This window comes from Stenotrophomonas sp. GW821-FHT01H02A (assembly GCF_059422145.1).
This window is the reverse complement of record NZ_JBWKWI010000001.1, coordinates 310,244-335,910: the sequence shown is the minus strand read 5'-3', so window position 1 is coordinate 335,910 and position 25,667 is coordinate 310,244. Positions and strand designations below refer to the sequence as shown.

Below are 25,667 nucleotides of genomic sequence, written 5' to 3'. Positions count from 1 at the left end.
TGCTCTAGGCTTCCCGTTTTTCGCGGCGCCCCAAGGGAAGTCTCATGGTCGAAGGTTTGGGCAGGATTGGCTTCGGCCTGTTCGGGTTGGCAGTGCTGATCGGCATTGCCTGGTTGTTCTCGAACAACAAGCGGGCTGTCGACTGGCGCCTGGTGGTCACCGGTATCGCTCTGCAGATCGCCTTCGCGGCGGTGGTGCTGCTGGTCCCGGGTGGCCGTGATGTGTTCGACGCGCTGGGCAAGGGCTTCGTCAAGATCCTGAGCTTCGTCAACGAGGGCTCCGGCTTCATCTTCGGCAGCCTGATGAACACCGAGCAGTTCGGTTTCATCTTCGCCTTCCAGGTGCTGCCGACCATCATCTTCTTCTCGGCGCTGATGGGGGTCATGTACCACCTCAACGTGATGCAGACGATCGTGCGTGCGATGGCCTGGGCGATCACCAAGATCATGCGCGTGTCCGGTGCGGAAACGACCAGCGTCTGCGCCAGCGTCTTCATCGGCCAGACCGAGGCACCGCTGACGGTGCGCCCGTACATCGCCAAGATGACCCAGTCCGAACTGATCACGATGATGATCGGCGGCATGGCGCATATCGCCGGCGGCGTGCTGGCGGCCTACGTGGGCATGCTCGGTGGCAGCGATCCGGCCCAGCAGGCCTTCTACGCCAAGCACCTGCTGGCGGCGAGCATCATGGCCGCCCCGGCGACCCTGGTGGTGGCCAAGCTGCTGGTCCCCGAGACCGGCACCCCGCTGACCCGCGGCACGGTCAAGATGGAAGTCGAGAAGACCTCCAGCAACATCATCGACGCCGCCGCGGCCGGTGCCGGCGACGGCCTGAAGCTGGCGCTGAACATCGGTGCGATGCTGCTGGCCTTCATCGCCCTGATCGCGCTGCTGAACGCCCCGCTGACCTGGCTGGGCGACGTGACCGGCCTGGCCACCATCATCGGCCGCCCGACCGATCTGTCGACGCTGTTCGGCTACCTGCTGGCGCCGATCGCCTGGGTCATCGGTACCCCGTGGGCCGATGCCACCACGGTGGGCTCACTGATCGGCCAGAAGGTCGTGATCAATGAGTTCGTGGCGTACTCGGAGCTGTCCAAGATCGTCAACGGCCAGGTGCCGGGCATGGTGCTTTCCGACGAGGGCCGCCTGATCGCCACCTACGCGCTGTGCGGTTTTGCCAACTTCAGCTCCATCGCGATCCAGATCGGTGGTATTGGTGGCCTGGCGCCGGAGCGCCGCCACGATCTGGCCAAGTTCGGCCTGCGTGCGGTGCTGGGCGGTACCATTGCCACCTTCATGACGGCGACCATCGCCGGCGTGCTGACGCATTTCAGCTGATATCCGTTCCCTGAGAAACAGTCTTTATGAGTAGCAGTGTCGTCGTAATCGGTTCCTTCAATGTGGATCATGTCTGGCGTTGTGAGTCGCTCCCCGCCCCGGGTGCGACCATTGCCGGCCGCTACAGCACCGGTCCCGGCGGCAAGGGCTTCAACCAGGCCGTGGCCGCCCGCCGTGCCGGCGCGCCGACCACGTTCCTGTGCGCGCTGGGCGATGATGCCGGCGGCGCCATGGCTCGTGGCCTGGCCGAGCAGGATGGGTTCGCGCTCACCGCCGAGGCCAGCAGCGAGCCGACCGGCACCGGTGGCATCTATGTCGACAGCCGCGGCCGCAACACCATCGTGATCGGCCCCGGTGCCAACGCCGCGTTGAGCCTGGACTTCGTCGACCAGCAGCGCGCGCTGCTGGCCGGTGCCAAGGTGGTGCTGGCGCAGCTGGAATCGCCGGTGGAAACGATCGAGGCGGCCTTGGCCATCGCACGTGAGGCCGGTGCCACCACCGTGCTCAACGTCGCGCCTGCCGACGCACCGTCCAGCATCGGCCTGCTCAAGCTGGCCGACGTGCTGACCCCGAACGAGACGGAATTCGCCGCGCTGCTCGGCCGTCATGTCGGCGAGCGCGTGGACGCCAACGACGTCGCCGCGCTGGATGGTGCCAGCCTGCATGCACTGTGCCGCAAGCTGGTCGGCAACGGCACCGTGGTAGTGACGCTGGGTTCGGTCGGTGTGTTCGTCTCGCACGCCGAAGAAAACCTGCGTGGCGACACCCAGCCCTACTACCGCGTCGGTGCCGAGCAGGTGCAGGTGCTGGACACCACTGGTGCCGGCGATGCCTTCAACGGTGCCCTGGTGGCCTCGATCGCGCAGGACCCGGAGGCCGCCTTCGCCCGTCACGTGCGTTTTGCCAACCAGTTCGCCGGTCGCTCGACCGAGAAGGAAGGCGCCGCCGCCGCGATGCCGCACTTCACTCCCGGGGATGCCGAGAACAAGTAAGCGTCACCGGTGTGGACACCCAAAGGCCAGCGTTCGCGCTGGCCTTTTTTTGTGCTTCTCCCACGGAGGGGTGGGACGGTTCCCCAACGCCCAACTCCCCAGCATCCCCGCCCGCTGGGGACGGCGGAACCAATCGTCAAGCATATGCTCATGACCGGTGCGCATCAGCCCCTTCCGGATCGGCCTGAACAGGCTGGCTGGCGGCACGGCCGGCCGGGCCGGCGCGCTCTACAATGGGCGCATGCAGATTGGCCCCTACAACATCCAGCCCAACGTGGTGCTGGCACCGATGGCCGGTGTCACCGACAAGCCCTTCCGCCTGCTGTGCAAACAGCTGGGCGCGGGTCTGGCCGCCTCGGAGATGACCATCTCCGACCCACGCTTCTGGACCACCCGCAAATCGCTCCACCGCATGGACCATGCCGGTGAACCGGACCCGATCAGCGTGCAGATCGCCGGCACCGAGCCGCTGCAGCTGGCCGAGGCGGCGCGTTACAACGTGGACAACGGTGCGCAGATCATCGACATCAACATGGGCTGCCCGGCCAAGAAAGTCTGCAACGCCTGGGCCGGCTCGGCGCTGATGCGCGATGAAGACCTCGTCGCGCGCATCCTCGGCGCGGTGGTCAACGCGGTGGACGTGCCGGTCACGCTGAAGATCCGCACCGGTTGGGACTGCGACCACCGCAATGGCCCGCTGATCGCGCGCATTGCCGAAGACAGCGGCATCGCCGCGCTGGCCGTGCATGGCCGCACCCGCGATCAGCATTACACCGGCACCGCCGAGTACGACACCATCGCCGCGATCAAGGCGGCGCTGCGCATTCCGGTGGTCGCCAACGGCGACATCGATTCACCGCAGAAAGCGGCGCAGGTGTTGAAGCAGACCGGCGTGGACGCGGTGATGATCGGCCGCGCCGCCCAGGGCCGGCCCTGGATCTTCCGCGAGGTGGCGCACTACCTGGCCACCGGCGAGCTGCTGGCGCCCCCCTCGGTCACCGAGGTGCGCGACCTGCTGCTGGGCCACCTGCATGCGCTGCATGACTTCTATGGTGAGCAGCAGGGGGTGCGCATCGCGCGCAAGCACCTGGGCTGGTATGCCAAGGACCGGCCGGAGAACGCCGCCTTCCGTGCGGTGGTCAACCGCGCCGAGGATGCCGCCAGCCAGGTCGCCCTGACCACCGCCTATTTCGACGCCCTCGCCGCCGGCGAGCCGTTGTCGTCCGCTGCCTGAGCCCTTTGCCATGACCCCGCCGATCACCGCACCGACCTATCTCCACGGCTTCTCCGATACCGAACAGCATCGCCTGGTCACCCAGTCGCGCCTGTTCGAATCGAGCATCTTCAGCGGCATCGACTACGGCGGCGCCACGCGCCTGCTGGAGGTCGGCAGCGGCGTGGGCGCGCAGACGGACATCCTGCTGCGGCGGTTCCCCGAGCTGCACGTCACCGGCGTGGACCTGAGCGAGGCGCAGCTGGCGACCGCGGCCACCAACCTGGCCAAGACGCCGTGGTGCCGTGAGCGCTACACCCTGCTGCAGGCCGACGCCGGCAATCTGCCGTTCGGGGCCCGCGAGTTCGACTCGGCCTTCCTGTGCTGGGTGCTGGAGCATGTGCCATCGCCGGCGCGGGTGCTCAATGAAGTACGGCGTGTGCTGGTGCCGGGTTCGCCGGTGTATGTCACCGAAGTGATGAACGCTTCGTTCCTGCTCGATCCGTACTCGCCGCACATCTGGCGCTACTGGATGGCGTTCAATGATTTCCAGTACGACCACGGTGGCGATCCGTTCGTCGGTGCCAAGCTCGGCAACCTGCTGCTGGCCGGCGGCTTCCGCGACGTGCACACCGAGATCAAGACCATCCACCTGGACAACCGCGAGCCGGCGCGTCGCAAGACCATGATCGCGTTCTGGGAACAGCTGCTGTTGTCGGCGGCCGATCCGCTGCTGGAGGCCGGCCTGGTCGACCAGGACACCGTGGACGGCATGCGCCGCGAGTTCAGCTTGGTCCAGAACGACCCGAACGCCGTGCTCTTCTTCTCCTTCGTGCAGGCGCGCGCGACCGTGTACTGACCGGGAGGACGCCCTACCCGATCAGCCACGCCGCCAGGCTGGCCACGACCACGCCTGCCAGTACCACCCACAGGCCCAGCCCGCCCCGATCGCCCGGGGCGACCGTCGCACCCCCGGCGGTGATGCGGGCGCCCTCGCGCGGACGCGCGGTCGGTGCGTGGCCTACTTCCAGCGTGCCGGTGGCCGGCCGCTGGTCACGCTCGGCGAGCTTGTTCTGCATGCGCCGCGCCCGCTCGGGATCCACTTTGTGCAGTTCCTCCAGCAGCACCTGCTGCTGACGCGCGCGATCCGGTTGCGCCCTGGCCTTGTGCAGGATCTCGCGCAACGGCACTGCCGGCTGTTCGGCGGACCGGCCCGGGGCCAGATCCAGCAGCAGCGCGCGGTACTCCGACGGCACATCGGCCAGCCGGGTGTAGCGCGTGCCATTGATCTCCATTTCGAACCGTTCGGTCACGGTGCCTCCGTCCAACCTGCCTTCGGTGCGATCACCTCGGTGCTCGCCGGTGCGTGCCAGATGCGTTGCCACATCGCCGAGAACCGGCGCTTCACCATCGCCCTGCCCTGCTCTCCTTCATACGCCGGGCGCAGCTGTCGCGGCGTGATCGCAGCCCAGCCACCACCCTCGGCCCGGGCCACTGCGAAGGTGAAGGTGTAGTCCGGCTCCAGTCCCATGCGCAGGTCGCTGAGCCGCAGCTCGCCATCGACCACCTGTGCGCGCATGAACCCGCGGTTGAACCAGTTCAACCGCTGCACGGCCGGCAGCGTGGCCGCCTGGCGCAGGGCCTGCACGTTGGAGGGATGCCCTTCGAAGCGCATCGGGCCGCGGTCGGCGATCAGTGAACGCTCGCCGATCACGTAGCCGTTGGGCGTCATCGCCACCACCTGCCAGAGCAGCGTGTTGAACGGCATCGCAACCGAGAAGCGCGGGGCATCGGCCAACCCCATGGCGGCCAACGCGCGGTCGGCCTCGCGGTCGACGCTGTGCTTGGCCAGCAGCGACCAGCCCAGGTAGCCACTGCTGAGCACCAGCCCGGCGAGCAGTGCCTTCTGCGCCAGCGGCCGCGCCCGGGCGAACCAGGCCACCACGCAGGCGAGCAGCAGCCACACGGTGTACAGCGGATCGATGATGAACACGCTGGCCCACATCGTCGGATGTGGGGTGAACGGCCACCACAGCTGGGTGCCGTAGACGGTGAAGGCATCCAGCAACGGGTGGGTGATCAGCGCCAGCAGGATCGCCCAGAACCAGCGCCCCGGCGCCTGCGCCACCCGCCCGTGACCAAACCGCTTGAACAGCCACCAGATCAGCGCTGCCACCCACGGCAGCACGAGCAGCGAATGGCTGTAGCTGCGGTGCTCGACCATCAACGCGACCGGATCGGCTGCGGTGAAGGCCAGTACCAGGGCGTCCAGGTCCGGGAGGGTGCCGAGCGCGGCACCGGCCAACAAGGCGGCGCGGCGATGCCCGGCCGGGGCGATGGCGGCGGCGACCGCGCCACCAAGTACGATCTGGGTAAAGGAGTCCATCGGCCGATGCTAGCAGCCGTGACCGGGCGTGCGCGCCGCGGCGGGCTCAGGCGGCGCGGGCCAGGCGCGGGCTGCCGGGCAGCGCCACCAGCGTCTGTCCGGTGTGATCCAGCAGCCGCAGGCTGCCGTCCGGATCCTCGGCCAGCGCGGTCAGGCTTTCCACCCAGTCGCCGTCGTTGGCATAGATCAGCCCGTCGCGTTCGACCAGCGCGGCGCGGTGGATGTGCCCGCAGACAATGCCGTCCAGCCCACGCCGACGCACATCCTCCAGCCCGGCCTGGACGAAACGTTCGATGTAGCGTTCGGCCGCGCCGCTGCGCTTCTTGAGGAACTCCGAGAGCGACCAGTAGCGCCGACCGAGCCGCCGCCGGACCGCGTTGAGCAGGTGGTTGCCGGTCAGGATGCGGTAGTACAGCCAGTCGCCGAAGCGTTCCTGCAGGCCCCCGAAGTGGGTGACACCGTCGTAGTCATCGCCGTGGACGACCAGCAGCCGGCGTCCGTCGGCGGTCACGTGGATCGCCCGCCTGCGCACCTGCATGGCCGGCAGCATCAGCCCACAGACCTTGCGCAGGGAAGCATCGTGGTTGCCGGGGATGTAGAGGATCTCGGTACCGGCGCGCTGCAGCGCGTGCAGGGCCTGGATCACCTCGCTGTGGGCCGGCCGCCAGCTGGCCCGGCGGTGCGCCATCCACCACAGGTCGATGATGTCGCCGACCAGGTACAGGCGCTCGCAGCGCAACTCGGCCAGGAACCGGGCCAGTTCGGCGGCGTGGCAGTGGCGTGAACCCAGGTGGACATCAGAAAGGAAGACGGCCCGCCGATGCGGCACCAGGGTCGTCACGGGCCGTTTGGCGGCCTCCCGCGCGTCGCGCTGCTCGAATCCGTGCATGGCGTGCTCCCCAGGTCCGGCGGCCGGATGCGCCGAAGCCTGCACTGTTTCGACGACAGTCCGATGGCGGTTGGACGACGGGCGGGTGACACGCTCAGGCTTGGCGAGCGTGGCGGCACCCGCCCATCGGCACTGCCGCCGGCCATTTGTCACGCTCGTGGAACACTGGGCCGCGACGCTGGCCCCCAATCCCGTCACACCGGGCCCTGCGACGGGCACACAGGCTTAACCACGGGCAACCCGTGCTGGCGCACAATGCAAGCACGCGACTTGCCGTGTATCATTCGCGCCCATCTTTCCATCCGAATCAAAGGATATTACGCCTGATGTCCAGCTACCTGTTCACCTCCGAATCGGTCTCCGAAGGCCATCCGGACAAGATTGCCGACCAGATCTCCGATGCGGTGCTGGACGCGATCCTGACCCAGGACAAGCGTGCGCGCGTGGCGTGCGAGACCATGGTCAAGACTGGCGTGGCCATCGTCGCCGGTGAAATCACCACCAGCGCCTGGATCGACCTGGAAGCCTTGACCCGCAAGGTGATCCTGGACATCGGCTATGACAGCTCCGACGTCGGCTTCGACGGCGCGACCTGTGGCGTGCTGAACCTGATCGGGAAGCAGTCGCCGCACATCGCCCAGGGCGTGGACCGCAAGAAGCCCGAAGAAATGGGCGCTGGCGACCAGGGCCTGATGTTCGGCTATGCCACCAACGAGACCGACAGCTACATGCCGGCTGCGATCCACCTGTCGCACCGCCTGGTCGAGCAGCAGGCCAAGATCCGCAAGAAGAAGAACTCGCCGCTGTCCTGGCTGCGCCCGGACGCCAAGAGCCAGGTCACCCTGCGCTACGAAAACGGCGAAGTGGCCGCCATCGACGCGGTGGTGCTGTCGACCCAGCACGCCCCGGGCGTGAAGCAGAAGGACCTGATCGAGGCCGTCCGCGAAGAGATCATCAAGCCGGTGCTGCCGGCCAAGTGGCTGCACAAGGGCACCAAGTTCCACATCAACCCGACCGGCAAGTTCGAGATCGGCGGCCCGGTGGGCGACTGCGGCCTGACCGGCCGCAAGATCATCGTCGACACCTACGGCGGCTGGGCCCGTCATGGTGGTGGCGCGTTCTCGGGCAAGGATCCGTCCAAGGTCGACCGTTCGGCTGCCTACGCTGCCCGTTACGTCGCCAAGAACGTCGTTGCCGCCGGCCTGGCCGACCGTTGCGAAGTGCAGGTCTCCTACGCCATCGGCGTGGCCGAGCCGACCTCGATCTCGGTCACCACCTTTGGCACCGGCAAGATCAGCGATGACAAGATCGAGAAGCTGATCCGCAAGCATTTCGACCTGCGCCCGTACGGCATCATCCAGATGCTGGACCTGATCCACCCGATGTACCAGCAGACCGCGGCCTACGGCCACTTCGGCCGCAAGGCCAAGGAGTTCAGCTACACCAACGGTGCTGGCGAACAGGTCAACGCGACCGCCTTCTCCTGGGAGAAGACCGATCGTGCCGCCGCCCTGCGCGCGGATGCGAAGTTGAAGTAAGAAATGGGCCGCGAAAGCGGCCCTTTTCTTACGGGTAGAGCCGACCGTTGGTCGGCTGGCCGCGCAGCGCGGCAATGATCGGCGAAACAAACGGCGGGCCGCGAAAGCGGCCCGTCGTCGTTTGGGCGGCAACAGCAAGGCGCATGGCGATGCGTTCGTCGTCGCGGCGCATCAACACTATCGCGGCGCGGCCGCAAAAGCGGCCCGTCGTCGTTTGGGCGCCTTGACCCATCGTCACGCCGCGCCCGACCAGCCGACCAACGGTCGGCTCTACCTGTCGGCCGAGCGGCGCTACACTTCCCCCATGCCCGAATTCAAATCCAACCAGCTCTCCATGACCGTGCTGATGTCGCCGGACATGGCCAATTTCTCCGGCAAGGTGCACGGCGGTGCGGTGCTGCGCCTGCTCGACCAGGTCGCCTACGCCTGCGCCAGCCGCTATGCCGGCAGCTACGTGGTCACCCTGTCGGTGGACCAGGTGATGTTCCGCCAGCCGATCGCGGTCGGCGAGCTGGTCACCTTCCTGGCCTCCGTCAACTACACCGGCACCTCCTCGATGGAGATCGGGGTCAAGGTGGTGGCCGAGGACATCCTCAAGCGCAGCGTACGCCACGCCAACAGCTGCTTCTTCACCATGGTCGCGGTGGATGACGAGGGCAAGCCGACCCCGGTGCCGCCGCTGGTGCTGGAGACCGCCGACGAACGCCGCCGGCATGCCGCCGCGTTGATCCGCCGCCAGCTGCGCGAGGAGATGGAGCAGCGCCATCTGGAGCTGCTGGCATCCAACCCACCCGCACCGGGCGATCTGGTCGAGCGGGTCTGAGCAGCGCTGCCGACCAGCGGCCGGCACTGCCCCTGATGGCCTACCCGGTGTTCTGTACGCCCTGCGAAACACCGTTCACGCAGGCCACCAGCGCGCGCAGCACGTCGTCGTCTTCGCCCCCGCTCTCACGCCAGCGGCGCAGCAGGTCCACCTGCAGCACGCTGATCGGATCGATGTAGGGGTTGCGCAGGCGGATCGACAGCGCCAGGCGCTGGTCGTGCTGCAGCAGCTCCTCCTGCCCGGTCAACCCCAGGATCCACTGCGAGGTGAGCTCCAGCTCGCGCTGGATCTGCGGGAAGAAGCGGCCATGCAACGCACCGGACAGCTGCGAGAACTGCTCGGCGATGGTCAGGTCGCCCTTGGACAGCACCATCGCGATGTCGTCCAGGAAGGTGCTGAAGAACGGCCAGTCGCGCGCCATCTCTTTCAGGATGCCTTCGTGCCCGGCATCGATCGCCGCCTGCAGGCCGCTACCCACGCCATACCAGCCCGGAATCACGGCACGCGCCTGGCTCCAGGCGAACACCCACGGAATCGCGCGCAGATTGGTCAGCGCCGCATCTTCGCCCAACCGGCGCGAGGGGCGTGAGCCCAGCGTCATCCGCTCGATCACGTCGATCGGCGTGGCCAGGCGGAAGTACTGCATGAAGTCTTTCTGGCCAACGAAGGCGCGGTAGGCGTCCGCACTCTTCTGCGCGATCAGGTCCATCACCGGGCGCCACTGTTCCTCGCGCGGCTCCGGTGCGCGCGGGCGCAGGCTGGAGCGCAGCACCGCACCGGTGGACTGCTCCAGCGAGCGCAGCGCCAGCGCACGGATGCCGTACTTGCGATGGATCACCTCGCCCTGCTCGGTCACCCGCAGGCGGCCGTCGATGCTGCCACGCGGCGAGGCATCCACGGCGTGCGTGGTCTTGCCGCCACCGCGGCTGATCGAGCCGCCACGGCCGTGGAAGAAGGTCAGCCGGATGTGGTTCTCGGCGGCCACGTCCAGCAGCTCCACCTGGGCGCGCTGAAGGCCCCAGCGCGACGCTGCGATACCCCCGTCCTTGCCGCTGTCCGAATAGCCGAGCATCACCATCTGCACATCGCCGCGCGAGGCCAGGTGCGTTCGGTAGACCGGATCGGCGAGCAGATCGCGCAGGGTATCGGTCCCGCGCTTGAGATCGTCCACCGTTTCAAACAGCGGGGCGATGTCGAGCGGCACCGCGCCGGCGTCATCCACCAGGCCGCCACGACGTGCCAAGGCGAGCACGGCGAGGACATCGCTGCGGTCATGCGCCATCGAGATGATGTAGCTGCCCAGCGCATCGGCACCGTGTCGCCGGCGTGCATCGGCCAGCGCCGCGAACACCGCGTCCAGGCGCTCACCGCCTTCTTCGTTGCTCACCGGCAGCGCCTGCTCGCCACTGGCGAACGGGGCCAGGCGTGCCGCGCGGGTGACCGCATCGGCGGCGTCCCAGGCCTCCTGCCCATCCAGCACGCTGGCCAGCGCGCGACCATGCACGCTCGATTCCTGACGCACGTCCAGGCGCGCCAGATGGAAGCCGAAGGTGCGCACCCGCCACAGCAGGCGACGCACCGCGAAGCCGCCGGCATGGTCGCCCTTGTTCTCGTGCAGGCTGCGCAGGATCAGCTCGATGTCGTCGGTCAGTTCCTGCGGCGACGCATAGGCGCCTTCCGCATCCTCCATCGTCGCCTGCACGCGCGCGCGCATGCGGTCATTGAGCAGGCGGTACGGCATGTCGGCATGACGCGGGCGCGAAGTGACCTTGGGCAACAGGACCTTGTAATGCTCCACGCGTGCCTGCAGTTCATCGCTGACCGCCACCCGTTCGGTGGACTGGCTGAGCAGGCTGGCCAGCTGCAGCAGGTCTTTCTGGTAGCGGCCGAGCACGGCCTGGCGCTGCGCATCCAGGGTGTTGCGGATGGTGCCGGCATCCACGTTCGGATTGCCGTCCATGTCGCCGCCTACCCAGGTACCGAAGCGCAGCAGGCGCGGCAGCGGCAGTTCCTGGCCATAGGTATCCAGCAGTGCCTGCTGCAGCGATTCGTACAGCACCGGAATCACCCGGTACAGCACCTGCACCAGATAGAAGCCGACATGCTCGCGCTCGTCTTCCACGGTCGGGCGCACGGGCGAGGAATCGGTGGTCTGCCACGAGGCGGTCAGGGCCATGCGGAACCGCGCGGCGTCGGCGGCCGCTTCGCCCGGGGTGCGCTGGCCGTCGAGGTTGTCGACCAGGCTTGCCACCATCAACTGCTCTTTTTCCAGCAGCGCGCGGCGCACCGCTTCGGTCGGGTGCGCAGTGAACACCGGCTCGATGTCGATCCGCGGCAGCCACTCGGCAAGCTCGTCCAGGGTGACGCCCTGCGCTTTGAGATTGACCAGTGCGTCCTGCAGGCCATCGGGCTGCGGCGTGGCGGTACCGGCACGCTGGTAGTCGCGGCGGCGGCGGATGCGGTGCACCCGCTCGGCGATGTTCACCACCTGGAAATAGGTACTGAACGCACGCACCATCGCTTCGGCACGCGCCGGCGGCAGGCCGGTCAGCGCGTCGTTGAGATCGAACAGAGGAGCGTCGCTTTCGCGGCGGGCGATGGCGCGCGTGCGCACCTGTTCCACATCATCGAAAAACTGCGTGGAGACCTGCTCGGCGAGCAGGTCGCCGACCAGTGCGCCGAGCCGGCGTACATCGTCACGCAGGGGAATATCGGGAGTGGCAAAAACGATGCTGCTTCGGTACTCGTTCATCTGCGACGCACTGGCCTCGGGAACGGAATCCGCTCAAGCCTACCCCACATTGGGGTCATTGCTGCGTCGCGCAAATAGTTACATCTGGTAGTGCCGGCCGCTGGCCGGCAGGTGCCGATCATTCCTGGTACCGGCCAACGGCCGGTACCTACCCGTCATTTTCCGTGTTGGCCGACCGGTCGGCATCCACGATCATGATCTGCATCGGCTCGTAGCCGGTCCCGCCGCGGCGGGACCGGCCGGGTGCGGTCAGCGCTTCTTCTTGACCGGCTTGCCCTCGCCGACGGTCTGCTCCAGCCAACGCTCGCTCTCGGCCAGCATGGTCATGATCGATTCGCGCGCGCGGTAGGCATGCGATTCGTTGGGCAGCATCACCAGCCGCGAGGTACCACCCAGCCCCTTCACCGCGGCGAACATGCGCTCGCTCTGGATCGGGAACGTGCCGGAGTTGTTGTCGTCCACGCCGTGGATGAAGAGGATCGGGTCCTTGATCCTGTCGGCGTAGTTGAATGGCGACATCTTCTGGTAGACGTCCTGCGCCTGCCAGTAGTTGCGCTCTTCGGCCTGGAAGCCGAACGGGGTCAGCGTACGGTTGTAGGCACCGCTGCGCGCGATGCCGGCCTTGAACAGGCGGGTATGCGCAAGCAGGTTGGCGGTCATGAACGCACCGTAGGAGTGACCACCGATCGCGATGTGCTCACGGTCGGTCACGCCACGGCGCACCACTTCATTCACCGCTGCTTCGGCATTGGCGATCAACTGCGGCAGGTAGGTGTCGTTCGGTTCCTTGTCGCCCTCGCCGATGATCGGCATCGACGGGCTGACCAGCACCGCGTAGCCCTTGGCCAGGAATGCCTGCGGGCCCCAGTAGCTGATCGCGTTGAAGCGGTACGGCGAATCGGTGACCTGGCTGGCGGCTTCGGCGGTCTTGAACTCGCCCGGGTAGGCCCACATCAGCAGCGGCAACGGGCCGTCCTTCTTCGCGTTGTAACCCGGCGGCAGCATCAGCGTGGCGGTCAGGTCGACGCCGTCGTTGCGCTTATAGCGGATCTGCTCCTTGCTCACCCCACGCAGCTGCGGCAACGGGTGCTGGAAGTGGGTCAGCGCCTTCGGTGCAGCCGTGGCATCACTCAGTGACTGCACGTAGAAGTTGGCCGGCTCGTCGGGCGATTCACGGGTCAACAGCAGCGAGCTGCCTTCCTGGTCGAGCAGTGCCACCGGCGCGGCGTACGACGGGGCCTGCGAGTGGAACAGGCGCGTGGTCTGCTTGCTGTCCAGATCAAGGCGGTCCACGAACGGACGGTCGCCTTCCGGCGAGGCGCCCAGGCCGTACAGGAAGATGCTGCGGCCATCGGCACTCACCTGCAGGCGCGAGCGACCGTTGACGTCGCGCACCAGGCCCGGGCGGCCCGGGTCGTTGTAGCGGTCCTGCGAGGAACGCGCGGACAGCAGCTCGGCCGCTTTCTCCGGCTGATCCGGCGCGATCCGCCACTGCTTGACCTCGCGATTCTTCCACCACGACTCGTTGAGCAGCGCCAGATCGCCACGGCCCCACTGGATGCCGGCATAGCGGCTGCCCAGTTGCGCCAGGGTCACCGGCGGCTTGTCGAAGGGGGCGGCCTGCATCAGCACCGCATCGCGCACCTTGGCATCGCGGTTCGGGTCGCCGCCGTCCTGCGCTTCGGCCCAGACCAGGGTCGCCGGGGCATCGGCGCGCCAGTCGATCCGGCGCACGCCGGTGGCCACCGCATCGTTGCCGGTCGGCAGGCCTTCCTTCAACGGCAGGTTGGCCACGGTGTGCTCGAGCTTGCCATCCACGGCGGACAGCACTTCGATGCGACGCGCGAATGCGCTGGCCGGCACCAGATAGGAGTACGGACGCACCACCCGCTCGCTGAGCAGGTAACGGCCATCGGGTGAAATGGTGACATCCCAGTAAACACCGCCGGTGGACAGCGGCGTGATCACGCCGTTGAGCGCGACCTTGGCCGGCTGCGCGCTGGCGTAATAGTCGAAGAGGCGGGCATCGGCCTCGTTCTTGAGCATGTCCTGGTAGGTACGGATCGTACGGACGCCGGCGTCGGCCTCGGTCTGCTGGATCGCCGGGCCGGTCGGAATGCCGCCCGCCGCCGGTGCCGCGCCCTGGCCCTTGAGCTGCTGCATCACCAGCAGGCCCCGGCTGTCGGGCTGCCAGCTGTAACCATCGCCCATCACCGTGTTCAGATCCCCGACCAGGCGGCGCGCCGAACCGGCGTCGACATCGACGATCCACAGTTCATTGGTGCCGGTCGCGGCGTGCACCTGGTTGAAGGCCAGGTACTTCTGGTCCGGCGACCACGCAAAGGTGGCGATCGACAATGGCTGCGGCAGCCCGCTGATCTGGCGCTCCCTGCCGTCGGCCACGCTCATCAGCCACAGCTTGTCGGCGAAGCTGAAGCGGCTGGCCGAATGCGTGGCCGGGTTGATGCGCAGGCCGGCCAGCTTCAGTTCGGGCTGGGCGACGTCGGCGATCGACGGCAGCGGCGGGGTCTGCAGCAGCGCGGCGAGGTCACGGCGCGGGGACAGGCTCAGGGTCGGCGCACGCGGCGCGTCGACCACGGCCTGCAGCGCCGGCGAGGGCAGCTCATAGCCGCTCGGGTCGCCCTTGGCGGCAGCCACGGCCTGCGCGGAGGTCCTGGCGGCCGGAGCGGCGGCCAGCGCCAACGGCGGCACCGCCAGCAGGGCCAGCCCGAGGATCAAGGTATGGCGCCAGTGTGGCGTGCGTGCACCGTGGTTGCGTGTCATGTTCCGTCCCTATGCTGATACAAACCCCCGACCTTAACAGCCGGGCGCCGATCGCCCCCCTGCCGATGGTTGGGGGCGGGCACCGATTCATGCCAACGCAGCGGGCCGCGATATAATGGGCGACCCTCCACCGAGGGGCGCTGCGACCGTTCCGGACCTGTCCGAGGGCGGCCAGGCTCGGTGGCCAGGATTGGTTCCAACGGCGCCCGGCGAACACGAGTACCGACTCGTCATGACACCGGAGCTTTGAATGAACGCTGTTGCCAAGACCTTCTCCACCGAAGGCGATTACAAGATTGCCGACATCTCCCTGGCCGATTGGGGCCGCAAGGAGCTGGACATCGCCGAGCATGAAATGCCGGGCCTGATGTCGATCCGCCGCAAGCACGCCGCCACCCTGCCGCTGAAGGGCGTGCGCGTGACCGGCTCGCTGCACATGACCATCCAGACCGCGGTGCTGATCGAGACCCTGAAGGACATCGGCGCCGACGTGCGCTGGGCCTCGTGCAACATCTTCTCGACCCAGGACCACGCTGCCGCCGCGATCGCCAAGTCCGGCACCCCGGTGTTCGCCTGGAAGGGCGAGTCGCTGGAGGAATACTGGGACTGCACCCTGGACGCACTGACCTTCACCCTGCCCGACGGCACCCTGACCGGCCCGGAGCTGGTGGTGGACGACGGCGGCGACGTGACCCTGCTGATCCACAAGGGCTACGAGCTCGAAAACGGCAGCACCTGGGTCGATGAAAAGGCCGCCTCGCACGAAGAACAGGTCATCAAGAACCTGCTCAAGCGCGTGGCAAAGGAGCGCCCGGGTTACTGGGGCCGCGTGGTCAAGGACTGGAAGGGCGTTTCCGAAGAGACCACCACCGGCGTGCACCGCCTGTACCAGCTGGCCCAGGCCGGCACCCTGCTGATCCCGGCGATCAACGTCAACGACTCGGTCACCAAGAGCAAGTTCGACAACCTGTACGGCTGCCGCGAGTCGCTGGCCGATGGCCTCAAGCGCGCGATGGACGTGATGCTGGCCGGCAAGGTCGCCGTGGTCTGCGGCTACGGTGACGTGGGCAAGGGCTGCGCCGCGTCGCTGCGTGCCTACGGTGCCCGCGTCGTGGTCACCGAGATCGATCCGATCTGCGCCCTGCAGGCCGCGATGGAAGGCTTCGAGGTCAACACCATCGAATCCACCCTGGGCCGTGCCGACCTGTACGTCACCACCACCGGCAACAAGGACATCATCCGCATCGAGCACCTGAGCGCGATGAAGGACCAGGCGATCGTCTGCAACATCGGCCACTTCGACAACGAGATCCAGGTCGATGCGCTGGTCGGCTTCCCGGGCGTGCAGCACATCAACATCAAGCCGCAGGTGGACAAGTACGTCTTCCCGAACGGCAACGCGATCTTCCTGCTGGCCGAAGGCCGCCTGGTGAACCTGGGCTGCGCCACCGGCCACCCGAGCTTCGTGATGTCCAACTCGTTCGCCAACCAGACGCTCGCGCAGATCGACCTGTGGGCGAACAAGGACAGCTACGAGAAGAAGGTGTACCTGCTGCCGAAGAAGCTGGACGAGGAAGTGGCGCGCCTGCACCTGGAAAAGATCGGCGTGAAGCTGACCACCCTGAGCCAGGAACAGGCCGATTACATCGGCGTGCCGGTGGACGGTCCGTTCAAGCCGGAGCACTACCGCTACTGATCGGCGTGCCGGTCCAGTTGTGTTGAACTGCAACGGGCGCCTTCGGGCGCCCGTTTTTTTGTGGCAGCAACCGACCGTTGGTCGGTACGGCGGTGCCGATAGCCTCGGTCAAGCCGGCACCCCGCGCACCGCGCTACGATGCCGCCATGACGCCCGCCATCAACCTGCTGAAGCAATCAGGCATCGCGCACAGCGTGCTGTCCTACCACCATGACGCCACCGCCGAGTCTTACGGCGGCGAAGCGGTGCAACAGCTGGGGCTGGATCCGGCGCAGGTGTTCAAGACGCTGCTGGCAAGCACCGAGAAGCACGAGCTGCTGGTGGCGATCGTGCCGGTGAGCGGCATGCTCGACCTGAAGGCGCTCGCCGAAGCAGCCGGCTGCAGGAAGTGCGAGATGGCACAGGTCGAGCAGGCACAGCGCGCCACCGGTTACCTGGTCGGCGGCATCAGTCCGCTGGGGCAGAAGAAAAAGCACCGCACCTTCCTCGATGCCAGCGCGCAGGTGCTGCCGACGCTGCATGTCAGCGCCGGCCGGCGCGGGCTGGAAGTGGCTCTGTCGCCGGCCGACCTGCTGCGGCTCACCGGCGGCGCATACGCACCGATCGGCAAGTCGCGATGATCGGCAGCCTGTTCGAGCGTCTGTTCGGCACGCCCCTGCCGCCGCTGCCGGAAGGCCGCCGCGGCACCACCCTGCTACGTGCACTGGGCAGTGGCGACTACGGCCTGCTGCGGAGCGCAGCGGCCACCGTCGCCCTCACCCGCGAGGCGGCGCTGCTGGATGACCTGGCGTTGCAGCTGCCGTATGTGGAGGCTGCCCGGGCACGCTATACGACCGACCCCAGGTGGATCCGCGAGCACTACGAACTGGACTTCGTGCTGCGCAAGCTGCGCCACTGGCGCGATCACGCTGGCTGCCTGTGCCAGCTGTATCCGCACTGGATGCATTACGAGCCCGGGCGCGAGATCGCCAGTGGTCACGTAGTGCCCGTCGCCACCGGCGTGGCCGAGGGTGGCTGGGGCGGTACGCAGGACGCCACCTGCACCGGGTGCGGGCGTGAGTGGCGCTGCATCGACCGCGAGTATCACGCGCCGTGGTGGGAATGGACGCCGCTTCCGCAACGCTGATCGTGAATCCAGGGGTAGCCACGCATGGCGTGGCTCTACCGGGTCATCCGATCACGGCCGCCAGTTGGCATTGCGGTCCCAGAACGCCACCGCTCGCGCGTAGGCGTCACGATCCAGCGGCACACCGGAGCCGCCCTCTTCCACCCCCAGCGCGTTGCGCATCATGGTGATCGGGGCCATCGGCACTTCCTCCGGCTCGGCGGTGTAGATGCAGCCGACGATGCCCCAGTCCGCATCGATGGGTGAGCCTTCCTTGGCCAACTGCTCGGCGCTGTACAGGATCACCACCAGAAAGTTCGCGCGCGGCGATTCCACGCCTTCGAACCAGCGCACCAGCACCGGCAGCTCGTCGCGGTTGCGCGCCTCGTAACCGCTGCGCAGCTGGTGACGGTTGGCCTCGGTGACCGGCACGGTCAGGCAGCGCGTGGAGGTCCAGTTCTCGTACACATGCAGTTTGCAGAACGGCGCGTAGCCGTCCAGCACCTTCAACGGCGCGTGCGTGTTGAGGTGCTGTTCGAACTGCTCGGCGCTGCAGTCCTGGATGGTGTTGCCACGCGGCACGCGGGGGAACAGACGGGGACGGGCGAATGCGGTAAGGACGATGGACATGGGAGGGGGATGGTAAAAATTCCTTCGATGGAGGTGATTTAGCACGCGGAGCTAAAGAAGTCAGCATCTTCGCCGATCTAGCCAAGGCTACAAACTTGGAGATCCGTGAGCATGCTGGAAGCTACTGAAGAGATGCAGTTCGATTTGTACATCGACTTCGAGAAGGGGCTTGGCTCCGCCTCACGAGTATTCCACGCCTCGGCGGGACTGATTGATGCCTTCACAAAATTTGATGTCGCCCTTTCAGGAATGGTGTCAACCAAAATCCATAGCACGATTGCTCTTGAAGATGTACAGGGCGGCTCAATTCGATCCATTCTTAGAAGCGTGATCATCGACATACCAGACGACGCGCTCCGCGACGGAGAATGGAAGAAAGTTTTGGGACACTTCCTCATCAAGGGTAAATACATCCTTTGCAAATGGCTTGAAGAGAATCCAAAAATTGAATCGATAGAACAGGTTCAGGAGGTGCACCAGCTGCTACTCATCGCAGCTGAAGAAACTCAATATCTTAGCCTTCCATTCTACCGACCCATTGCGTTTGACGATCTGCTTGATGTAACCAAGAAGATAGACGGTGCAACAAGGCACCTTTTGCCAGGCGACAAAGCGAAGTTCCAATCTCCCATTGGGGATGCAACTTTGCAAATCGACCCGCACCTGAGCGACGACGCGGCGTCAAGCATTCTCATCGAGAGAATCGATAGGATCGAAATAGTTGACCAATTCAAGGTCAAGAAGCCTGACTTTCTTGGGAAATCGCAGTGGTCGATCAGAATTGATGGGCACTCTCAGCATGCAGACTTCGACGACATCCCGTGGCTCACGAGGTTTCAAGCTGGAGACGAAGTTCTCGTCCCAGGCGATTCCTTGCATGCAAAACTGATGGTAGATGTCTTTTACGATTACAACGGCAGGGAAGTGCATAAGGAATATAGGATAGTCGAGGTGATCAGGATCGTGCCCCGCCCGATTGTTCATCAGTCGCAACTAGATTTTGACTAGAGTTTAAAGCGCGAGCCGCTCACGCAGCTCGCGCGCCTGCCGCCGTGAGACCTCCACCTGACTGCCGTCGTCGAGGGTCAGGTCGTAGCCATCACCGAGCGAGGGTTCGATCGACCGCACGCGGCGCAGGTTGACCAGCGTGCTGCGGTTGGCGCGGAAGAACAGCGCCGGTGACAGGCGTGCTTCCAGGGTGCTGAGGCTGCGCGCCAGCACCGCGTTCTGGTCACGGAACCAGAGCCGGGCATGGTTGCCGTCGACCACGATCTTGCGGATCTCGCCAAGCGCCACGAACCAGCAACGCTCGCCATCGCGCAGGAACACCTGATCGTCGGCGCCCAGCAGATCGCGCGCGCCGGGCGTCGCTGCAGGCGCGGCCGGTGCCGGGAGGCGCGCCCGGCCGCGCTCCAGCGCCGCCCGAAGGCGGTCGGCCTCCACTGGCTTGACCAGATAATCGAGTGCATTGGCTTCGAAGGCGCGCACGGCGTACTGGTCGTAGGCAGTGACGAACACCACCATCGGCACCGTCTCCAGTCCGTCCAGCACCTCGAAACCCTCCCCCGAGGGCATCTGCACATCCAGCAGTACCAGGTCGGGCTGCTCACGCAGGATCGCATCGCGCGCGGCGGGTACGTCATCCGCCTCGCCGACACATTCCACCCATGGGATCGCCGCCAGCAGCGTGCGCAGTTCGCGACGCGCCAGCCGCGCATCGTCCACGATCAACACGCGCAGGGAAGCCGTCATTGCCGCACCTCCAACCGCGCCACCGTCCGCTCGCCCTGACGCTCCAGCAGGAACGCGCCACGCCCGGATGAGGCGCGCGACGCATCCAGGCCGAGCTGGGCGCGCAGATAGGTCAGCCCGACACCGTGGCCTTCGCTGCCGGCGGCGTGCGAGGCGGGATTGTCCACTTCCACGCGCAGCACCTCACCCGTGACATGCGCACGCACATGCAGCTCGCCGCCACCCGGGTGGACCGCAATGCCGTGCTTGATCGCGTTTTCCACCAGCAGCTGCAGCGCCATCGGCGGCAGCCGTGCGGACAGCGCGGTCGGGTGGATATCGGTGCGCACCCGCAGGCGGTCTTCGTAGTGGATCGCCTCCACCGCCAGGTAGTCCTGCACCACGCGCCACTCTTCCGCCAGGGCGACCCAACCGCCGTCGGTGTGCACCAGCGCGTGGCGCAGCGTGCTGGACAGATGGGTGACCATGTCGCGTGCGCGTGCCGGGTCTTCGTTGATCAGCGCACGCAGGTTGTTGAGGGCATTGAATACGAAGTGGGGATTGAGCCGCGCGCGCAGTGCCTGGTGCTCCAGCGTCGCCCGCTGCGCTTCTGCGCGCAGGTGCGCCATTTCGCTGTGGCGGGCACGATGCAGCGCGCGGCGGCCGGTCCACAGTGCGCACCACACGCTCAGGACGATGGCGGTATTGAACCAGTAACCGAAGACCGCGGCCGGGCGATAGTTGGCACGTTGCCCCGGCAGCTGCACCCAGTCCCAGGCCAACGCAGGCAGCAGCGCAGCGGCAGTGAGCACCTGGGTAGCCGCTGCGACGATCACCACCGCGAGCAGCAGCCGCCACGTCAATCCAAGCAGATCGCGCTGCAACCAGTCATGGCGAAGCGCCCAGCGGCGGATGAACGCGCTGCCCACCCACAAGCAAAGCGACACCATCAGCGAGATCAGGACGATGCCGGACCAGTGGCCTCCATAGGAAAACCCGAGCACCAGGCTCACTGCCAGGTAGACCAGCCAGACCGCGCTGTTGCGCCACCAGAAACCGGAATTGCGTGCTGCCTGCCTCGCGCTCATCGTCTCCACGCCGCTATCGATCAGGGCGCCGCAGGCAGATCGAGGAAGTCCCGGATCTGCGTCTGCAGCCAGCGCGGATCATCCCACATCAGGAAGTGGTAGCCGGCGCGGCTCATCTCGATCCGCACGCCGGGCAGCGCAGCGTACTGCGTCGCGAACACCTGGCGCGTGCTGGCTTCGGTCGCACCGATCGGCTGGTAGGCCGCCCAGGCACCGAGCACCATCACCGGTGCGGTGATGCCGGCGACCGGCTGGCGCAGGTCGGTCATCATCATCGAATACATCGCGTTGGCGGTGGTGGCGCGGTCACTGTCGCGTCCCCATTGCTTCAAGGTGGCAACACGGTCCGGTGCATGCGCCATCCCGGCCACCGCGGCATCGGTCTGCGCCGCGTACTGGTTTGCGTCGGCGGCGAGCATGCCGGCCCGCATCTGCTCGGCCATCGGCTTGAGCGTGGCCGGTGTCGCCGCCGGGTTCTGCACCGCGCCGAGGTACGGCAAGGCATCGACGATCACCAGTGGGCCGATGTTCCGTGGGGCCGCGATCGCCATCTGCAGGGCCAACACACCCCCCAGGCTGTGGCCGATCACGGCCGGATGATCGAGCTTGCGGTCGGCGCTGTAGGCCAGCAGCCGGTCCCGCATGGCGCTGAGGAAATCATCGCTGGCCACGGCGGGCGCACCGGCGAAGCCCGGGAGCTGGATCAGATGGCATTGCACCTGCGGCTGCAGCGCGGCGCAGGTCTCACGCCAGACCTCGGCACCGCTGTTGAGGCCGGGAATCATCAGTACCGGCCGGCCGCTGCCGATCACCTCGACCTGCAGATCCTGGAACTGTCCGGCGGCGGCGTGGGCGGGGCTGACCAAAGTGGCCCATGCGGTCAGCGCGAGCGCAGCCAACGGGGCGATGGAGTAGATGCGGCGGGGACGGACGGTCGACATGGCACGCTCCTGGCAAGTGGGAGCACAGACTGGCCCGGAGCGAGGCGGCCGGGGCAATTACATGATCAGCGGCTGCAGAACGGCGCTCAGCGGTCGCGCGGGACGGTCGAACCCGCCGGCCTCAGCGATCCCGCGCACCGACGATCGCCTGCAGTGCCTCGGGCAGCGACGGGTACTGGAACGCGAAGCCCTCGGCCAGCGCGTGCACCGGCTGTACGTTCTGCCCGGTCAGCAAGAGGCCGCTCATTTCCCCGAAGCCCAGCTTCAAGGCGAAGGCCGGGGTGGTCAGCCGCGCGGGACGGTGCAACGCCTCGCCGAGCGTGGTGGCGAACACGCGGTTGGTCACGGTACCCGGCGCAGTGCCGTTGTAGGCACCGCGCGCCTGCTCGTTGCCCAGCAGCCACAGGATCATGCCGACCAGGTCCTCGCGATGGATCCAGCTCATCCACTGCCGGCCATCGCCCATCGGCCCGCCGAGCCCCATCCGGAACGGCGGCAGCATCTTCAGCAGCGCCCCACCATCCTGGTCGAGCACGATCCCGGTTCGCAGCACGCAGGTGCGTACGCCGAGCGCCTCGGCCTTGAGCGCCTCGGCTTCCCATTGCCGGCACAGCATCGCCGCGAAGTCGTGCCCGGGCGAGGCGGTTTCATCCAGCGGCGTGCTGTCGCGCGGGCCGTACCAGCCGATCGCCGAACCCGATACCAGCACCCGGGGCCGTTCGGGCAGCGCGCCGATCCAGGCAAGCAGCGCCTGCGTGGTGCCGATCCGGGAGTCGCGCAGCGCCTGCTTGCGCGCAGCGCTCCAACGGCCATCCATCAGTGGCTCGCCGGCCAGGTTGACCACCGCCTGGACCGCACCGACCTCGTCCAGCGTGGCCACGTGGTGAATCCCCGGCTGCGGGCGCAGGCCGGGCCGACGGGTCAGCACGATGGGTTCGTGCCCCTCGGCCAGCAGGCGCGTGCACAGGCGGCTGCCGATGAAGCCGGTGCCACCGGTCACGAGAATCTGCATGGCCATTGCTCCGGAAGATCAGCGCTCACTGTACCCGGCACGGCGTGCACGGTACATCGATGCACTTCACATTCATCGCGATGAAGAGATATGATTGAACCACACCCGCCGACGCGCCCTGCCCATGACCGCCATCAGCTTCGAGTTCTATCCGCCCAAGACCGACGACCAGCGTGCCCAGCTGGACCGGACCGCGGCCAAGCTGAAGGTATTCGCGCCGGAGTACGTCTCGTGTACGTTCGGTGCCGGCGGCTCGACGCTCAGCTACACCTCCGAGACCGTGCGCCACCTCAAGCAGCACCATGGCTTCGACGCGGCCCCGCACCTGTCCTGCGTCGGTGGCAGCCGCGAGGAGATCCGCGAGCTGCTCAAGCTGTACCGCGCGATCGGCTGCCGACGGATCGTCGCCCTGCGCGGTGACCTGCCCTCCGGCATGGGCCACCCGGGTGACCTGCGCTATGCCTCCGAACTGATCAGCTTCATCCGCGCCGAGCATGGCGATGCGTTCCGGATCGAAGTGGGCGCGTATCCGGAGACCCACCCGCAGGCCAACGATGCCCTGCTCGACCTGAAGCACTTCAAGACCAAGATCGACGCCGGTGCCGATGCGGCGATCACCCAGTACTTCTTCAACGCCGACGCGTATTTCCACTTCGTCGATGCCGTGCGCAGGCTGGGCGTCACCGTGCCGATCGTGCCGGGCATCATGCCGATCTCCAACTTCAGCCAGCTGCGCCGCTTCTCCGAACAGTGCGGCGCCGAAATTCCGCGCTGGATCGGCAAGCGCATGCAGGCCTACGGCGACGATGCCGAATCGGTGCGCGCATTCGGTGCCGAGGTGGTGGCCAGCCTGTGCGAACGCCTGGTCGCCGGTGGCGCGCCCGGCCTGCACTTCTACACGCTCAACCTGGCCAAGCCGACCACCCAGGTGCTGAAACTGCTGCGCAGCTGAGGCCGCCACGCATCGCTTGCAGATAACGCCAGCGCGGCTACGCTGCTGCGATGAAACCGCTCGTGCCGCTGCTGCTGTGTGCGCTGTGCCTGCCCTCGCCGCCCGCCCTGGCGCAGGCGCCGCAGCGCGTGAACCGCTGCACCAACGCGCAGGGCGAAACCGTCTTCACCGACCGCCGCTGCGATGCGCTGGGTGCTACCTCGCGATTGCCCCCTCGCACCGGGAGCGTGGGCAACACCGGCATCTATCGCGCCGGCTGCGCGCGTCGGCTCAGTGAGCTGACCGGGCAGATCCGCGACGCGGTCAGCGCGCAGGACGTCAACCGGCTGTCCTCGATCTACCTCTGGAGCAATGTCTCCAACGCCACCGCGAACCACATCATCGGGCGGCTGGAATCGGTGGTGCAGCGCCCCCTGATCGACATCGCGCCGGTCTACCCGGAAAGCGCCCCGGTACCGCTGGACCCCGCGCTTGCCGCCGTGGACGCCCCCCAGACACCGGCACGTCCGCGTCCGGTCGGCCTGCGCATCGAACAGACCCTGGGTAGCACCGCCACCCCCGCACGCACGGTGTTCGGCCTGCGCCGTCAGTACGGCTGCTTCTGGATCACGCTGTAGCCGGCCACAGCGACCGGATCGCGGCGATGCCCTGCGCCCCGTGACGGCGTGCCTGCTCGATATCGGTGGGGCCCAGTCCGCCCAGCGCATACAGCGGCAGCGACACCTGCTCGCGCAGCGCTTCGAACGCATCCCAACCCAGCGGCACCGCCCCTGGATGGCTGTCGGTCGCCTGCACCGGCCCCAGCACCGCGAAGTCACAGCCCAGCCGCTGCGCCGCCTGCAGCTGAGCCAGATCGTGGCAGGAGGCCGCCACCAGCTGGCCGGCCGGCAACGGCCGCTCGCCCAGCGCCAACAGCTGCTCGCTGCCCAGATGCACCCCGACGCCCAACCGTCCGGCCAGGTCGATATCGCGGTTTACCAGCCACTGCGTGCGCGGCCCGTGCTGCTGGATCACCCGCTCGGCCAGCGCCACCCGCGCCGGGCTGGACGGGGTGCGCAGCTGCACGCGGCGCACGCCACTCTCCAGCGCCTGCGCCAGGCGCCCCAGCCAGGCCTGGTGGACGCTGTCTTCCTCGCCCTCCGGCTCCGGGGTGATCAGATACCGGTCGGGCTGGCGCAACGCCGCCACCACCGGCAGATCGGCCGGTGGCATCGAATAGCGGTGCAGCTTGTCCGGCGCCACCCAGGTGATCGCCTGCCCTTCCCGACCGCGCGGCGAGCCCTTCCAGCCCTGGATCCGGCGCACCTCCAGGCGCAGTCGCTTGTCCGGGTAGATCTGCGGCACGTCCATGATCCACTCACCGACCTCGGCTTCGATCCCCAGCTCCTCGCGCAGCTCCCGGACCAGCGCTTCCTCCGAGGTCTCGCCGGGCTCGCGCTTGCCGCCCGGGAACTCCCACAGGCCGGCCATATCGCGGTTCTCCGTGCGACGGTTGAGCAGAATGCGGCCACGGGCATCGGTGATGACGCCGGCCACGACATGGATCGAACGAAGGGGAGATGACATACCCGGAGGATGCCCAAACCGGGCCGGGTGGCGCAATGCCCCTGCCGGTAGTTGTGGAGGCGCAGTGCGGACCGTGGTGTGTCTCCGATCGCGTCTGCCGCGAGCGTGAGGGCCCCGCAGCGACCGAGCTGCTCCGGGAAGGACCGTCACCCGCATGGATGCGGGTGTCGAGCCTACAAGGATGTATTTACGGCGCGTCCTGGACGGGGCTGCCCGGTCGCCTCAC

24 protein-coding genes and 1 riboswitch are annotated in these 25,667 nt (G+C 67.1%); of the genes, 12 read left to right on the top strand and 12 right to left on the bottom strand.

Annotated features, from left to right (window positions below; all coding sequences use genetic code 11):
- Nucleotides 1-44: 44 nt before the first annotated feature.
- The 4 genes from AC07WC_RS01495 (at nt 45) to AC07WC_RS01480 (ending at nt 4,407) form a co-directional block, all read left to right on the top strand.
- Nucleotides 45-1,343: a NupC/NupG family nucleoside CNT transporter gene (locus AC07WC_RS01495; protein WP_495208484.1), complete on the top strand. Its 1,299-nt coding sequence runs from the start codon at nt 45-47 to the stop codon at nt 1,341-1,343.
- Nucleotides 1,344-1,369: 26 nt separating this feature from the next.
- On the top strand, nt 1,370-2,335 hold the full coding sequence (locus AC07WC_RS01490; RefSeq protein ID WP_495208483.1) for a ribokinase: 966 nt from the start codon (nt 1,370-1,372) through the stop codon (nt 2,333-2,335).
- A gap of 241 nt (nt 2,336-2,576) precedes the next feature.
- Nucleotides 2,577-3,569: a tRNA dihydrouridine synthase DusB gene (gene dusB, locus AC07WC_RS01485; RefSeq protein ID WP_495208482.1), complete on the top strand. Its 993-nt coding sequence runs from the start codon at nt 2,577-2,579 to the stop codon at nt 3,567-3,569.
- 10 nt (nt 3,570-3,579) lie between these two features.
- On the top strand, nt 3,580-4,407 hold the full coding sequence (locus AC07WC_RS01480) for a methyltransferase domain-containing protein (protein ID WP_495208481.1): 828 nt from the start codon (nt 3,580-3,582) through the stop codon (nt 4,405-4,407).
- Nucleotides 4,408-4,420: 13 nt separating this feature from the next.
- On the opposite strand, the gene AC07WC_RS01475 is transcribed toward AC07WC_RS01480, so the two are convergent.
- Genes AC07WC_RS01475 through AC07WC_RS01465 form a run of 3 tightly spaced genes read right to left on the bottom strand, consistent with a single transcriptional unit; the run spans nt 4,421 to nt 6,823 of the window.
- Nucleotides 4,421-4,861, bottom strand: a complete 441-nt coding sequence (locus AC07WC_RS01475) for a hypothetical protein (RefSeq protein ID WP_495208480.1) — start codon at nt 4,859-4,861, stop codon at nt 4,421-4,423.
- Nucleotides 4,858-5,934, bottom strand: coding sequence for a metal-dependent hydrolase (locus tag AC07WC_RS01470; protein WP_495208479.1), 1,077 nt, complete (start codon nt 5,932-5,934; stop codon nt 4,858-4,860). Before AC07WC_RS01470 ends, AC07WC_RS01475 begins: the two co-directional genes overlap by 4 nt.
- Before the next feature lie 46 nt (nt 5,935-5,980).
- Nucleotides 5,981-6,823 carry a UDP-2,3-diacylglucosamine diphosphatase gene (locus AC07WC_RS01465; RefSeq protein WP_495208478.1) on the bottom strand — a complete coding sequence of 281 codons (843 nt, stop codon included), beginning with the start codon at nt 6,821-6,823 and terminating at the stop codon, nt 5,981-5,983.
- Nucleotides 6,824-7,149: 326 nt separating this feature from the next.
- On the opposite strand from AC07WC_RS01465, the gene metK reads away from it, so the two are divergent.
- Complete coding sequence (metK, locus tag AC07WC_RS01460) at nt 7,150-8,361, top strand: methionine adenosyltransferase (RefSeq protein WP_495208477.1); 1,212 nt, start codon at nt 7,150-7,152, stop codon at nt 8,359-8,361.
- 28 nt (nt 8,362-8,389) lie between these two features.
- On the opposite strand, the gene AC07WC_RS01455 is transcribed toward metK, so the two are convergent.
- Nucleotides 8,390-8,533: a hypothetical protein gene (locus AC07WC_RS01455; protein ID WP_495208476.1), complete on the bottom strand. Its 144-nt coding sequence runs from the start codon at nt 8,531-8,533 to the stop codon at nt 8,390-8,392.
- 132 nt (nt 8,534-8,665) lie between these two features.
- Between AC07WC_RS01455 and AC07WC_RS01450 the strand changes: the two genes are divergently transcribed.
- Complete coding sequence (locus AC07WC_RS01450; protein WP_026069660.1) at nt 8,666-9,184, top strand: acyl-CoA thioesterase; 519 nt, start codon at nt 8,666-8,668, stop codon at nt 9,182-9,184.
- A 40-nt stretch (nt 9,185-9,224) separates the two neighbouring features.
- Here AC07WC_RS01450 and ppc read toward each other — a convergent pair whose 3' ends face one another.
- Nucleotides 9,225-11,936 carry a phosphoenolpyruvate carboxylase gene (gene ppc, locus AC07WC_RS01445; RefSeq protein ID WP_495208475.1) on the bottom strand — a complete coding sequence of 904 codons (2,712 nt, stop codon included), beginning with the start codon at nt 11,934-11,936 and terminating at the stop codon, nt 9,225-9,227.
- A gap of 249 nt (nt 11,937-12,185) precedes the next feature.
- The gene (locus AC07WC_RS01440) at nt 12,186-14,720 is read right to left on the bottom strand and encodes a S9 family peptidase (protein WP_495208474.1); all 2,535 of its coding nucleotides are present in this window, start codon (nt 14,718-14,720) and stop codon (nt 12,186-12,188) included.
- A gap of 126 nt (nt 14,721-14,846) precedes the next feature.
- Nucleotides 14,847-14,935: riboswitch (S-adenosyl-L-homocysteine riboswitch) on the top strand.
- Between the two features lie 35 nt (nt 14,936-14,970).
- Here AC07WC_RS01440 and ahcY point away from each other — a divergent pair.
- The 3 genes from ahcY to AC07WC_RS01425 all read left to right on the top strand — a co-directional run bounded on the left by ahcY (nt 14,971) and on the right by AC07WC_RS01425 (nt 17,542).
- The gene (ahcY, locus tag AC07WC_RS01435; RefSeq protein ID WP_346472097.1) at nt 14,971-16,416 is read left to right on the top strand and encodes an adenosylhomocysteinase; all 1,446 of its coding nucleotides are present in this window, start codon (nt 14,971-14,973) and stop codon (nt 16,414-16,416) included.
- Between the two features lie 146 nt (nt 16,417-16,562).
- Nucleotides 16,563-17,036 carry a Cys-tRNA(Pro) deacylase gene (gene ybaK, locus AC07WC_RS01430; protein WP_495208473.1) on the top strand — a complete coding sequence of 158 codons (474 nt, stop codon included), beginning with the start codon at nt 16,563-16,565 and terminating at the stop codon, nt 17,034-17,036.
- A complete protein-coding gene (locus AC07WC_RS01425; RefSeq protein WP_495208472.1) occupies nt 17,033-17,542 on the top strand; it encodes a hypothetical protein in 510 nt (169 codons plus the stop codon). Before ybaK ends, AC07WC_RS01425 begins: the two co-directional genes overlap by 4 nt.
- A 51-nt stretch (nt 17,543-17,593) precedes the next feature.
- Here AC07WC_RS01425 and AC07WC_RS01420 read toward each other — a convergent pair whose 3' ends face one another.
- Nucleotides 17,594-18,151 carry a DUF3228 family protein gene (locus AC07WC_RS01420; RefSeq protein WP_495208471.1) on the bottom strand — a complete coding sequence of 186 codons (558 nt, stop codon included), beginning with the start codon at nt 18,149-18,151 and terminating at the stop codon, nt 17,594-17,596.
- Nucleotides 18,152-18,256: 105 nt separating this feature from the next.
- On the opposite strand from AC07WC_RS01420, the gene AC07WC_RS01415 reads away from it, so the two are divergent.
- Complete coding sequence (locus AC07WC_RS01415) at nt 18,257-19,159, top strand: hypothetical protein (protein WP_495208470.1); 903 nt, start codon at nt 18,257-18,259, stop codon at nt 19,157-19,159.
- A gap of 3 nt (nt 19,160-19,162) precedes the next feature.
- Here AC07WC_RS01415 and AC07WC_RS01410 read toward each other — a convergent pair whose 3' ends face one another.
- The 4 genes from AC07WC_RS01410 to AC07WC_RS01395 all read right to left on the bottom strand — a co-directional run bounded on the left by AC07WC_RS01410 (nt 19,163) and on the right by AC07WC_RS01395 (nt 22,923).
- Nucleotides 19,163-19,903 (bottom strand): LytR/AlgR family response regulator transcription factor, encoded by a 741-nt coding sequence (locus AC07WC_RS01410; RefSeq protein ID WP_495208469.1) that lies wholly within the window; start codon nt 19,901-19,903, stop codon nt 19,163-19,165.
- Nucleotides 19,900-20,970 (bottom strand): sensor histidine kinase, encoded by a 1,071-nt coding sequence (locus AC07WC_RS01405; RefSeq protein WP_495208468.1) that lies wholly within the window; start codon nt 20,968-20,970, stop codon nt 19,900-19,902. The genes AC07WC_RS01410 and AC07WC_RS01405 overlap by 4 nt, the downstream gene beginning before the upstream one ends.
- A gap of 20 nt (nt 20,971-20,990) precedes the next feature.
- Nucleotides 20,991-21,911: an alpha/beta fold hydrolase gene (locus tag AC07WC_RS01400; protein WP_495208467.1), complete on the bottom strand. Its 921-nt coding sequence runs from the start codon at nt 21,909-21,911 to the stop codon at nt 20,991-20,993.
- A gap of 121 nt (nt 21,912-22,032) precedes the next feature.
- Nucleotides 22,033-22,923 (bottom strand): TIGR01777 family oxidoreductase, encoded by an 891-nt coding sequence (locus AC07WC_RS01395; RefSeq protein WP_495208466.1) that lies wholly within the window; start codon nt 22,921-22,923, stop codon nt 22,033-22,035.
- Between the two features lie 124 nt (nt 22,924-23,047).
- On the opposite strand from AC07WC_RS01395, the gene metF reads away from it, so the two are divergent.
- Together metF and AC07WC_RS01385 are read left to right on the top strand one after the other, a co-directional pair.
- Nucleotides 23,048-23,875 (top strand): methylenetetrahydrofolate reductase [NAD(P)H], encoded by an 828-nt coding sequence (gene metF, locus AC07WC_RS01390; RefSeq protein WP_495208465.1) that lies wholly within the window; start codon nt 23,048-23,050, stop codon nt 23,873-23,875.
- A 50-nt stretch (nt 23,876-23,925) separates the two neighbouring features.
- Nucleotides 23,926-24,492, top strand: a complete 567-nt coding sequence (locus AC07WC_RS01385; protein WP_495208464.1) for a hypothetical protein — start codon at nt 23,926-23,928, stop codon at nt 24,490-24,492.
- Here AC07WC_RS01385 and AC07WC_RS01380 read toward each other — a convergent pair.
- The gene (locus tag AC07WC_RS01380) at nt 24,482-25,441 is read right to left on the bottom strand and encodes a Nudix family hydrolase (RefSeq protein WP_495208463.1); all 960 of its coding nucleotides are present in this window, start codon (nt 25,439-25,441) and stop codon (nt 24,482-24,484) included. The genes AC07WC_RS01385 and AC07WC_RS01380 overlap by 11 nt on opposite strands.
- Nucleotides 25,442-25,667 lie beyond the last annotated feature (226 nt).